Raw genomic sequence first — 12284 nt, 5'->3', positions numbered from 1 at the left:
CCGCCCGGAGGATCTGCAATGCCGATGATCGACCTGTCCCTGCCCAAGGGCGCGCTTCCTGCCGACAAGCTGGAGGAGATGATGCACCGGGCAGTGAAGACACTGATGTGGTGGGAGAAAATTCCGGATACGCCCGAGGCTCGGAACATCGCTTGGGCCTTCGTGAACGAGCTGGAACCGCACCACATCTTCATCGGAGGGATGCCGCCCGGACGTCCCCGCTATCGGTTCCGCGTCCACACCATCGAAGGGCTCATGGACGAGCGGGCCAAGCAGGGTGTCATGCGCGACCTCACCCGTCTCGTTCTGGAGACTGAGGGGGTGCCGGTCGACGCCGACAATGCCGCGCGCGTGTGGTGCATCCTGCGCGAATATCCGCGCGGAAATTGGGGAATCGCAGGCTATCCCTTCCCCCCGTCAGGCTATCTCTCCAGCGCCAGCCAGATCGCCATTTCGGCGGAGGATTTCGTGGAATGAGCCGGCACCTTGGTATAAATTTGACCAGTCGGCTTAAAATAGACCGAGCTGACTGACAGGCAGGAAGGACATCGAGGATGGCCAATCGCGCACCAAACCGGCGCGGCGCGGAGACACGCTCCAAGCTTCTGGCGGCGGGACTTTCGGAGTTTCACACGCGCGGCTTCAACGCCACGGGCGTCGATGTGATCGCCAAGACCGCCGAGGTGCCGAAGGGCTCGTTCTACAATCTGTTCGAAAGCAAGGAAGCCTTCGCGGCGGAGATCATCGATCTCTACTTCGAGCGGCATCGCAGCAAGCTGGCTGAATTCTTCGACCGGACCGACCTGCCGCCCCTCGACCGGCTCCGCGGCTATTTCCACGAACGCATCGGCTTCTTCGTGGCGATGGGCTTCAGGAAGGGCTGCATGATGGGCAACCTGAGCCTGGAGACGGCCGACCACAGCGAGAAGATGCGCCAGCGGCTGGCGGACAATTTCAGCATCTGGAGCGACCTGTTCGCCGGTACGGTTGCCGAGGCGCAGCGTCGCGGCGACATCAAGACGAAGACCGACCCGGCGATCCTCGCCGATTTCATCCTGAACAGCTGGGAGGGCGCCCTGCTGCGCATGAAGGCCGCGCAGAGTGTGAAGCCCCTGGAAGACGCCACCAAGATCATCTTCGAGACCATTCTCGTGTGAGATAAAAACAGGAGGAACCCAATGAGCGACAACGGTAAGATCATCGAAGCCTGCCGCGCAGCCTTCAGCGGCTTCGAGGCAAACGACAAGCGCAAGCTCATCGACCTGCTGGCGCCGGACGTCGTCTTCGAATTCCCGACCTCCCTTCCCTATGGCGGGAAGTACAAGGGCATCAACGAGTTCAAGGCATTCTGGGCCGACCTTTACGACAATTACTACGATTACTTCAATTACGACGCGCACGCCGTGCTCGATGCCGGCAGCCATGTTGTGGTGCCCGTCGTCGCCCGCGCCAAGGCGAAGAACGGCCGCTTCATGGAAAATGAGCACTGCATGCTGTTCCAGGTCGAGAACGGCCGCATCGTCTACGGCCGCATCTATGCCGACACGGCCAAGGGCCGCGATGTCATGGAGGGTATGATGAAGCATCCCTCGCGCGCGTCGGCCTGATCCGACCACCCGTCTCTTGAACCGGACGCGGCAGGATTTCTGCCGCGAGGCCACCGCGCCCCGACGAGGCCGCGGAACGAAGTCGCGCGCCCGGCGGCCTGAACGGCCTGGCGTCAGCACCGTGGCGCCCACGCCGATGGGGCGCGGCACGCCAACTAGAAAACTGAACCGGGAGGAAGTCATGATTACGCGCTCCGCCTTCATCCGTGGCGGCGCTGCCATGCTGGCGCTCGCAGCGGCCGGCACGGTCCGCGCCCAGGACAAGAAGCCGATCCGCATCGGCGTGCTTACAGACCTGTCCGGCAATTATTCGGACCCCGCAGGCATCGGCGCGGTGGAAGCAGCGCGCATGGCCATCGAGGACGTCGGCGGCAACGTCCTGGGGCGCCCGATCGAACTCCTGCAGGCCGATCACCAGAACAAGGCCGATATTGGCGCCGGCATCGCCCGTCGCTGGTTCGACGTGGATGGCGTCGGTGCCGTCTTCGAAATGGTTTCGTCCGCCGTGGCCCTCGCCGTGCAGGACATCGCACGGGAGAAGAACCGCATTTCGGTGGCCACCGGCGCGGCGACCTCCGCCCTCACCGGCAAGGCCTGTTCGCCCACCGGAATGCACTGGGTCTACGACACCTATGCCCTCGCCAATTCCACCGCTCGGGAACTGGTACGGCAGGGCGGTGATACCTGGTATTTCATCACCGCCGACTACACGTTTGGTCATGCGCTGCAGGCCGATGCGACGGCCCTGATCGAGGCCAATGGCGGCAAGGTGCTGGGGGCCGCGCGCCACCCGCTTGCTACGCAGGATTTCTCGAGCTTCCTGCTCCAGGCCCAGCAATCCGGCGCCAAGATCATTGCCTTCGCCAATGCCGGCAAGGACTTCGCCAATGCGCTGACTCAGGCGAACGAGTTCGGGGTCGGCGCGGACGGCAAGCAGCGCCTCGCCGCTCTCCTCATCACCCTCAGCGAAGCGAAGGCATTGGGCACGAAGGCGGCGCAAGGCCTCTACCTCACCGAGGGCTTCTACTGGGATTTCGACGACGCTACCCGCGCCTGGTCGAAGAAATTCTACGAGCGCCGCAAGGCCATGCCGACCTCCTTCCAGGCCGGCACCTATTCCGCCGTGCTCCACTATCTCAAGGCCATCGGGGCGGCCGGCACCGATGACACCGCGAAGGTGGTGGAGAAGATGCGCGAAATGCCGGTGGACGACATGTTCGCCCGCGGCGGCCGGCTGCGCCCGGACGGCCGCATGGTCCACGACATGCTGTTCGCTCAGGTCAAGACGCCGGCGGAGAGCAAGGGCGAGTGGGACCTCTACCGCATCCTGCGCACCGTGCCCGGGCCCGACGCCTTCCGCCCCCTCGACAAGGGCGGGTGCCCCCTCGCCTCCCTGTGACCCCCGAGACAGGACACACAGCCATGACCCTGAACCCCAATACCGTGAAGTGGGACCGCGTCGCCAAGAACGTGGAGCGCGAGCGCATCCGCACCTATTGGCGCCCCTACGGGCTGCCGGACATCATGGACACCGCGCAGAGCCATCTGTCGGGCGCAGATCCCATGCCGCGCTGGGAAGCCCCGCCCAAGGCGATCATTTCCGCCGCCATCAACGGCGCGTTCTTCACCAAGGCGCAGAACCCCAATCAACCCACGACGCCGGAAGAGATCATCGCCTCGGCCGAAGCCTGCATCGCGGAGGGCGCGCAGGTCATCCATGTCCACGCCCGCGACGCGAAGGGCTACAACGTTCTCGATCCCCGGCTGTTCGGCGATGTGCTGCGCCACCTGCGATCGTCCCATCCGGGCCTCGCCTTCGACGCCTGCCTGGTCGCAGTGGACGACGAGGAATGCGACAGCCTTGAGCAGATGCTGGAGCTGGGGCTCATCGATGCGGTGCCGGTCAACACGACGGCGCTGATCCTGGGCGACAACCTGTTCGTGAAGCCGCCCCATGCCATCATCGAGAAGACGCGGCTGGTGCTGGAGGCCGGCCTGACCCCGCAGATCGCCGTCTACACGGACGGCGACATCGACAATGCGCGGCGTCTGCTCATCGACAGCGGGCTCGTCTCGGGCCCCCTCACCTGGCTCGTGCTGGCCGGACTGCCGGGGTGCAGCCCCATGTACGGGCCCGAGAGCATGATCGAATGCCTGATGCGGCAGGTGCGCCTCATCCGCCACGTGGACCCCGGTGCGGTCATCATGGTCTGCGCGGGCGGACGCGCCAGCAGCCACATGGCGACGCTCGGACTTCTCATGGGCCTGCATGTGCGCGTCGGCATGGAGGATACGGTGTGGAAGTGGCCGCACCGGGACGATCTCATCGAGAGCAATGCGGGCCTGTTCCGCATGGTGCGGGACATCGCCGAGAATCTCGGCCGCGAATTGATGCCGGCGCGGGACTATCTCGCCATGACCAAGGCGCCGGCCGCCCGCGACGCAGCGGAGTAGGGCATGGCACCCCTCGGCTACACCACGGTCGGGCACGGGCCCCGCAAGGTGATGGCAGCCCACAGCTGGCTCGCCGACCACCGCACCTACGCGCCGATGATGCCGTTCCTGAACGGCGAGGCGGCGACCTTCGTATTCCCGGATTTCCGGGGATACGGCCGCTCGCGCGACCAGGACGGTGCCTTCTCCATCCGTGAGATGGGGCAGGACATGCTGGCGCTGGCCGACCATCTCGGCTGGGACCGCTTCGATATCGTAGGCAATTCCATGGGTGGCCAGGCGGCGCAGTGGCTCGCCGCAGGACCGCTGGCGTCCGGGCGCATCGACAGCCTGACCCTCCTGTGCGCGGTTCCTGCTTCGGGCTTCCCGCTGGATGCACAGGGCGCCGCCTTCTTCGGCGCGGCGGCGGACAGCGACGAGGTGCGGGGCCAGTGCGCCAGCGCGGTCACGGCCGGCCGGCTGGGCGCCGCCTTCGCAACCTGGATGGCGAAGCTTTCGCAGGAGAGCAGCACGCGCGAGGCGATCGCCCGCTACCTGCGGGCCTGGTCCACCGAGGACGTGTCGCACGAGATCGGCGAATTTGCGGGACGCGTGCGCATCTTCGTCGGCGCTTTCGATCCCGTTCTCACGGCGGCGGTTGCGCGCGAAAAGATCCTACCCCTCTTCCCCCATGCCACGATCGCGGTGGTGCCCGGTGCCGCGCACTATCCGAGCCTCGAAACCCCCGCCTACGCTGCAGCCCTCCTCAATCAGCCGGAACTGACGGGGGCGGATCATGCATCTTGACGGCATCCCCGAGCCGGACGCTTTCGGGCCCGCCGCTCCCCTCGCACCCCATGCCGGCGGACGCTGGGAGGCGCCGCCAGCGGTGAATGACACGGTGCTGATGGAGGTCCCGGGCGGGCGGACCGTCCGCGCCTTTCGACACAGGCCGACCACCTACGATGCCATGTTCCGGGCCTCCGTCGCGCGGAACCCCGACCAGGAGGCTGTCGTGTGCGGCGAGCGGCGTCTCACCTACGGGGCGCTCGACCGTCTCGTGGAGCGCACCGCCTCCGGCCTCATTGCCGAGGGAGTTACCCCGGGCGACCGCGTCGCCGTGATGCTGGACAACCGGCTTGAGTACCTCGTCGCGATCCTCGCGACGGTCCGCGCCGGGGGCATCGCCGTGCCGCTTGGTACCCGCCTTGGGCCGATGGATGTCGCCCACATCGTCCAGAATGCCGCGCCTGCGCTGGCCATCACGGCGCAGGCCTGGGCCGACCGGTTCCCCGCCCAATCGAGCATTCGCCGGCTTGTGCTGGTCGATGCCCCCGACGGCTCAGGCGGCTTCAGCGACCTTGCCATGGCGGCCCCGCACGCCATGCCGGAACTCGACCAGCACGACGTGATGCTGATCGTCTACACCTCCGGCACGACCGGCAAACCGAAGGGCGCTTGCCTCACCCACTTCAATTTCGTCCACACCTGCCTGCACTATCTCTACGCCCTCGCCATCGACCGCCCGCAACGCAGCCTTCTGGTGGTGCCGGGCACCCACATCGCCGGCTTTGGGCCGGTCATGTCGGTGGCGCTCGCCTGTGGCGGAGCCATCGTCATGATGCGCGAATTCAAGGCCAAGGCAGTCCTGGAAACGATCACGCGCGAACACATCACCTTCGCGGTGCTCGTGCCGGCCATGTACCAGCTCTGCCTCATGGAGCCGACCTTCGCCGAGCATGATCTTTCGAGCTGGCGCTACGGCGTCTACGGCGGCGCCATCATGCCGCCGGCGGTCATCTCCGGGGTCGCGGAGGTGGCGCCTCACCTGCGTCTCATTAACGCCTACGGCGCCACGGAGACCTGCGCGGTCTGCACCATTATGCCGGCCGAGTGGACGCTGCGCGCTCCGGCCAGCGTGGGCCTGCCGCTACAATGCGACGACCTGATCGTGATCGGCGAGGACGGCGGGGAGGTGCCAACCGGAGCGTCGGGCGAGCTTCTCATTCGCGGAGCGAACGTCAGCCCGGGTTATTGGCAGGATCCCGACGCCACCGCGCGCGCCTTTCTCGACGGCTTCTGGCGCAGCGGTGACGTGGCTACGCGCGATGCGGATGGGCTGTTTTACATTCACGACCGGCTCAAGGACATGATCAATCGCGGCGGCTTCAAGGTGTTCAGTGCCGAAGTCGAGAATGCCCTCATGAGCCATGGTGGCGTGGCCGACTGCGCGGTGGTGGGCGTGCCGGACCCGGTGCTCGGCGAGAAGACGTTCGCGCTCGTCCAGCGACGGGACGGCGCGACGGAGGCGGAGGCGCTGCGCGCCTACCTCAAGAGCCGCATCGCCGACTACAAGGTGCCGGACTTCTGGCTGGTCGGCGAGGCTCCGGTCCCCCGCAACCAGAACGGCAAGCACCAGAAGGCCGAGGTGCGCCGCATCGCGGCTGAGAGCCGACATAGCCAGAGTTCGGAGAGCCGGCGATGATCCTCGATCCCGCGTCCATGGACGCCACGTCCTGCTACAAGATTCTCATCGGCTCGATCGTGCCCCGGGCCATCGGTTGGGTCAGCACCATCTCAGCGGGCGGGGTGCCCAACCTCGCCCCGTTTTCCTTCTTCACGGCCGTCTGCCGCAAGCCACCTATGGTGTCCCTCACCATTCAGCCCAAGTCGGACCGGGTCTCGCTGAAGGACACCCTGATCAACATCCGCGAGACGGGGGCTTTCGTCACCAATCTGGTGACCCTTCCCCTGGCCGACGCCATGCACCATTCGTCCATGGAGCATCCGCCGGAGGCAGACGAGTTTGAACTGGCCGGCCTCGCCAAGGCGGCCTGCGATCTGGTGCCGGCGCCCCGTGTCGCACAGGCGCCGGTCAGCATGGAATGCCGGTTGGAGCGGATCATCCCCATTGGCGAGGTCGGAGACCATGTGATTTTCGGCGAGGTGGTGCGCTTCCACGTCCGCGACGACATCCATATCGAAGGCGGGCGCATCGATACCGCGGGCCTCAATCCCGTCGGTCGATTGGCGGCTGAGTATACGCTGGTCGAAAACATCTTCACCTGCCCGCTCGACGCCGACGTCCTCGTGGCGCGCGAAGGGCGCCGGATGGCGCGGCTGGATGGCAAGCCCGCCGACTGGTCACAGATCGCGCAGCCCGGATGGACCGGCTCCGGCAATGCGCTGAAGGGCTAGGATGTGTTTCGGCATGGAAGATTGGGTCTAACTCACCCTTTATGATGTTTGGGACCCAAGTAGTGCGGATCTCGATGGAGAATCAGCGCCATGCTGCCCAAGCTTCGCCTGTCCAATATGATCCCACTTGATCTGGTGATCGAGCACGTCACGTAGGCGGGTGACACCCCGATCGCGCAAGCCAAGGCCGTTGCCGCGAGCCTTTCTTGTCCGCCATGCTCGGTGCCACCGAGGCGCATTCAGTCCGGACAACCCGTCTCGAAGTGCTGGTTCGTCATCTCGATCTCCCTCCCGGCGGGCGCCCCGAAGCGAGCTTCGCTAGAAGGCTGATTCGACCTCAGCAATGTCCTTTTGCAGGTGGTGCGCAGTGGTCCCCCAGTTAGTGGGATCGGACCGTCTATCCTTGCGCTCACCTCATTCCACCGTTGTTTTTTTCGCGGAAGCGCCCCTACGCCATCCTCGACGCCCCGACAGGTGCTCCCTTGGCCGCAGAGGAAGCACGTCTGTCGACTTGGCCATCGATGATATGGGCCATCTCAGAAGCCACCCGATCGGCCGCAAGCCGCAGTGGCTCGACGAGCAGGCGGCCGAAACGCTCTATCTCTCCAGCGTCCTGCCCGCTGGCAAGCGCAAGGACAGGCTCCCCGCGGCTCTGGAGGGGTGATGGAGCCGTTCGCCGACCGCAACCTGCCGTTCCATGTCGCTGCCGCGAAACGCTATGCCGACCTCGCGGTGAAGGCGCGCGCGGCCAGAAAGGTCTTTCCGACGCCCGACAGCTATATCGCTGCAATCGCAGCCTCTCGGGGCTTCGCTGTGGCCACGCGCCCCACCAGTGCGTTCGCCGCCGCTGGTGTGGCGGTCATCAATCCGTGGAACGTGGGCCGCTGAAGACCTTCTGCGGACGGCACGTGTTGCACCTCGCAGCCCGGCGGAAGCGACCTGCCAGCGCGGCCCCTTACGCGTTTTTACACTGCACCCCGCTCAAAAATAGCTTGCTTCGTCCGGCGTTGTTTGCCGCATTGTTTCTTAATGACTTCCACCTTCCCAGCAACGCCTGCGGGAGGCACACCACCCCGGGCGCCTCCGCTGCCCCGTCACATCTCGCCGCGAACCGCCTTGACGCAGATCACCTCCCATGCAAATAGTGATCGAACGATAAATAAAAATCGTCCGGGAGGATTATATGTTCTCAAGGAGAGGATTCCTGGGAGCGACGGCGGCTGCCGTCTCCTATGGCGCGCTGCCCGCGATGGCCCAGCAACAGCCCATTCGCGTCGGCATGCTCACGATCAAATCCGGCGCGCTGGCCGCAGGCGGCCGGCAGATGGAGGATGGCTTCCGCCTCTTCCTGCGCGAGCGCGCCGAGCGCGTCGCCGGGCGTCCGGTGGAATTCATCGTGGCCGATACGGGGGGCCAACCGGCGCTCGCCAAGACGCGGGCGCAGGAGCTGGTGCAGCGCTCCGGCGTGCAGGTCGTCGTGGGGCCGGTGGCGGCCTTCGAGGCCTTGGCGATCAACGATTACTTGCAGGAAGCGGAAGTTCCCTTCCTGTGCTGTTCAGCTGCTGCGGAAGATCTCACCCAGCGCCGGCTGAATCCGTGGTTCGTGCGCACCTCGTCCACCTCCGCCCAGCCGTGCCACCCGCTCGGCGACTATGTGGCGCGTGAGCTGAAGTATAAGAAAATCGTCGCCATCGCCGATGATTTCGCCTTCGGCCAAGAGCAGACGTCAGGTTTCCAGCGCACATTCGAGGCGGCTGGCGGCACCCTCGTCAAGAAATTGTGGGCGCCGCTCAACGTGGCGGACTACGGCTCCTACATCTCGCAAATCGGCGAGCCCGATGCGGTCTTCGCGGCCTTTGCCGGGGCGAACGGTCTGCGCTTCCTGCGGCAATATTCGGAGTATGGCCTGAAGGGAAAAATCCCCCTCATCGGCTCCATGACGACCGTGGACGAGGGCGTGCTGCACAGCATGGGTGACGAGGCCATCGGCATCATCTCCGCCGGCTGGTATTCGGCCGCTCTGCCCGGCGAGGCCAATGCGCGCTTCGTCGATGCGCTGCGCAAGCAGACCGGCGTCGATCCGGGCTTCTACTCCGAAGGCGCGTATTCGGCCGGCCTCGCCCTCGAGGCCGCACTGAAGGCGGTGGACGGCAGGATCGAGGACAAGCCGGCGTTCATGAACGCTCTGCGCAAGGTGGACATCAAGGACGATCCGCGCGGGCCGTGGCGGCTCGATGCGTACGGCAACCCCATCGAGAACATCTATATCCGCAAGACGGAACGTCGCGACGGACGGCTGATGAACACGGTCATCAAGACCTACGAGAATGTCTCGCAGTTCTGGACCTACAAGCCGGAAGCCTTCCTCGCCGCGCCGGTCTACTCGCGCAGCGAGCCGACCAAGCTCTGAGCGTGCCGCCCCGCGGCACCCCTGCCCCACCCTTGCGAGCACGGTTCCATGATCGTCGACGCCCATAATCACGTCATGCCGGAGGCCATCATCCGGCACCTCGAAACCCAGGCGGATGTCTTCGGCGTCCGGGTGGACCGGGCGGACGGCGCAACGCGCCTCGCCCATCGGGAGGGCTTCGCCTATCCCCTGTTCGAGGAGTTTCTCACACCCTCAGCGAAGATCGAGGCGCTGGACCGCCGGGGCCTCGACGCCGCCATCATCTCGCCCTCGCCCACCCTGTTCTTCTACCGCGTTCCGCCGCAGGCGGAGGTAGAGTTCGTGCGGCGTCTCAACGACGAGATCGCCAACTTCGCCTCCGCCGCGCCCCAGCGCCTGCGGCCCATGGGCACCCTGCCCATGCAGTCGCCCGATGCGGCGGTGGCGGAGATCGAGCGTATCGTCGCCGATCTCGGCATGCGCTCGGTGATGATCGGCTGCCACATCGACGGTGCCGCGCTTTCAGAGCCGAAGTTCCGCCCCGTCCTGCGGCGCGCGGCGGAACTGGGCGTGCTTATCCTCACCCATCCCTATTACTTCGGAACCAAGGCCGGTTTCGAGAAATACTATCTCACGAACCTTGCCGGAAATCCGCTCGACACCGCCATCATGGCGGCGGACCTGATCTTCGGCGGGGTGATGGACGAGCTTCCCGACCTGAAGGTCGCGCTCTCCCACGGCGGCGGCTTCCTGCCCTACCAGATCGGCCGCCTCGTCCACGGATGGAAGGTGCGGCGCGAGGCGCAGACCATCCCGACCTCGCCCAAGGAGCTGTTCCGGCGCTTCTATTTCGACACCATCACCCATGATGCCGGGGCGCTCGCCTATCTCATCGATCTCGTCGGGCCGGAGCATGTGCTGCTCGGAACCGACATTCCCTTCGACATGGCGGACGAGACCGCGCTCGACACGCTCGATGCCGTGCCCGGCCTCTCCGCCGATGCGCACGCCCGCATCGCCGGCGGCAACGCCTGGGCTCTGACCGGCGGCTGACCGCCGCATCCCGACGCAACGGAGACACACATGGCACTCACCCTGGAACCGGCTTCGGCCGGAACGCCCCGTCACGACCTCGTCAAGGGCCTGTTCATCGACGGCCGCAGCGTCGATCCCGGCCCGCGCGCCCTCATGAACATCACCGCCCCGCGCGACGGCACCACCATCGCGCAGGTCATCGAGGCGAGCGCGGAGGATGTGAACCGCGCCGTCGCCAGCGCCGATGCGGCGTTCCGCTCCAAGGATTGGCGCGGCATGTCGGTGCGCACCCGCGCGCGCCTCGTCAACAAGCTGGCCGACGTGATGGAAGCCCATCTCGACGAATTGTTCGAGCTGGAGACGCTGAACAACGGCCGGCCCGTGCGCGAGACCCGCGCCCAGCTCGCCCGCGTGCCGGATCTGTTCCGCTACAATGCTGGCCTCGCCATGGCGCGGCGCGACGATGTGATCCCGGTGGAGGGCGATTATCTCACCTACGCCCGCCGCCTGCCGGTGGGGGTGGTGGCCAATGTCACGCCCTTCAACCATCCGCTGCTGATTGCCTGCCGGAATCTTGCGCCCACCTTTGCTTCGGGCTGCACCACGGTGGTGAAGCCCTCCGAATACACGCCGCTCACCACGCTGCGCCTCGCCGAGATCTTCTCGGAAGCCGGCCTGCCGCCGGGCGTGTTCAACGTGGTGACCGGCCCCGGCGCCGTCACCGGGCGGGCGCTGTCGGAGCATCCCGGCATCCGCAAGCTGGTGCTTACCGGCGGCACCGAAGCGGGCCGTCGCGCGGGCGCCGCCGCCGCCAGCAATTTCGCGCGCCAGACGCTCGAACTCGGCGGCAAGACGCCGGTGGTGGTGTTCGACGATTTCGACCTCGACCAGGCAGTGAACTATGCCGCCTTCGGGGCCTTCGTGGGTGCCGGGCAGACCTGCGTGTGCGCCGCGCGGCACATCGTGCAGCGCTCCATCTATGATGCGTTCGTGGAGAAGCTGGCCGCCAAGGCGAAGACCATCGCCGTCGGCGACCCCTTCGATGCCGCGACCCAGATGGGGCCGGTGATTTCCGAGCGGCAGCGCGCGCGCGTGCTCGACTTCGCCCGCATCGGCCTAGAGGAAGGCGCGCGGCTGGTGGCGGGCGGGCGGGTGCCGCCAGCGCTCGAAGGCAGCCACGGCTTCTATGTGGAGCCCACGGTCTTCGCCGACGTGGACCCGCGCATGCGCATCTTCCAGGAGGAGGTGTTCGGCCCGTTCACCGTGGTGACGCCGTTCGACACCGAGGACGATGCCGTGCGCATCGCCAACGACAGTCCCTACGGCCTCGCCGCCGCCATCCGCACCCGCGACATCGCCCGCGCCCATCGCGTCGCCGACCGCATCGAGGCCGGCATCGTCTGGATCAACGACCACCACCGCGTGGACGCGGCTTCCCCCTGGGGCGGCTTCAAGCTCTCGGGCATCGGCCGCGAGTTCGGGAAAGAGGCGTTCGACGCCTATTTCGACGTGAAGGCGGTGATGGTGAACGTCGGCGACCAGCCGTTCGACTGGTTCGACATGAGCGCCCCCACCCAGCGGCTGAACTGAAACCACCCGCCCCCGCGGCGGCCCCTGGAGGT

General features: G+C 66.3%; 11 protein-coding genes and 1 pseudogene. All 12 read left to right on the top strand.

Annotated features, from left to right (window positions below):
* The first annotated feature begins 18 nt into the window (after window positions 1–18).
* The 12 genes and pseudogenes from ACT535_RS22050 to ACT535_RS21995 all read left to right on the top strand — a co-directional run bounded on the left by ACT535_RS22050 (window position 19) and on the right by ACT535_RS21995 (window position 12252).
* Window positions 19–477 (top strand): tautomerase family protein, encoded by a 459-nt coding sequence (locus tag ACT535_RS22050; RefSeq protein ID WP_476366037.1) that lies wholly within the window; start codon window positions 19–21, stop codon window positions 475–477.
* A gap of 77 nt (window positions 478–554) precedes the next feature.
* Entirely contained in the window at window positions 555–1157 is a 603-nt protein-coding gene (locus ACT535_RS22045) for a TetR/AcrR family transcriptional regulator (RefSeq protein WP_168462087.1), read from the top strand.
* Window positions 1158–1178: 21 nt separating this feature from the next.
* On the top strand, window positions 1179–1607 hold the full coding sequence (locus tag ACT535_RS22040; protein ID WP_168462088.1) for a nuclear transport factor 2 family protein: 429 nt from the start codon (window positions 1179–1181) through the stop codon (window positions 1605–1607).
* A gap of 181 nt (window positions 1608–1788) precedes the next feature.
* On the top strand, window positions 1789–3006 hold the full coding sequence (locus tag ACT535_RS22035; protein ID WP_476366036.1) for an ABC transporter substrate-binding protein: 1218 nt from the start codon (window positions 1789–1791) through the stop codon (window positions 3004–3006).
* A gap of 23 nt (window positions 3007–3029) precedes the next feature.
* On the top strand, window positions 3030–4061 hold the full coding sequence (locus tag ACT535_RS22030; RefSeq protein ID WP_476366035.1) for a beta-keto acid cleavage family enzyme: 1032 nt from the start codon (window positions 3030–3032) through the stop codon (window positions 4059–4061).
* Between the two features lie 3 nt (window positions 4062–4064).
* Window positions 4065–4847 (top strand): alpha/beta fold hydrolase, encoded by a 783-nt coding sequence (locus ACT535_RS22025; RefSeq protein WP_476366034.1) that lies wholly within the window; start codon window positions 4065–4067, stop codon window positions 4845–4847.
* Window positions 4837–6525, top strand: a complete 1689-nt coding sequence (locus tag ACT535_RS22020) for a class I adenylate-forming enzyme family protein (protein WP_476366033.1) — start codon at window positions 4837–4839, stop codon at window positions 6523–6525. The genes ACT535_RS22025 and ACT535_RS22020 overlap by 11 nt, the downstream gene beginning before the upstream one ends.
* Window positions 6522–7238 (top strand): flavin reductase family protein, encoded by a 717-nt coding sequence (locus ACT535_RS22015; RefSeq protein ID WP_476366032.1) that lies wholly within the window; start codon window positions 6522–6524, stop codon window positions 7236–7238. Before ACT535_RS22020 ends, ACT535_RS22015 begins: the two co-directional genes overlap by 4 nt.
* Before the next feature lie 526 nt (window positions 7239–7764).
* Window positions 7765–8126: pseudogene (locus ACT535_RS22010) on the top strand (PIN domain-containing protein).
* Between the two features lie 295 nt (window positions 8127–8421).
* The gene (locus ACT535_RS22005; RefSeq protein ID WP_476366031.1) at window positions 8422–9648 is read left to right on the top strand and encodes an ABC transporter substrate-binding protein; all 1227 of its coding nucleotides are present in this window, start codon (window positions 8422–8424) and stop codon (window positions 9646–9648) included.
* Between the two features lie 48 nt (window positions 9649–9696).
* Window positions 9697–10680, top strand: a complete 984-nt coding sequence (locus ACT535_RS22000) for an amidohydrolase family protein (protein WP_476366030.1) — start codon at window positions 9697–9699, stop codon at window positions 10678–10680.
* 30 nt (window positions 10681–10710) lie between these two features.
* Complete coding sequence (locus tag ACT535_RS21995; protein WP_476366029.1) at window positions 10711–12252, top strand: aldehyde dehydrogenase; 1542 nt, start codon at window positions 10711–10713, stop codon at window positions 12250–12252.
* Window positions 12253–12284 lie beyond the last annotated feature (32 nt).

It is taken from the genome of Xanthobacter sp. DMC12 (genome assembly GCF_056314105.1).
The sequence above is the reverse complement of the archived record's forward strand: the minus strand, read 5'-3'. Positions and strand labels throughout refer to the sequence as shown.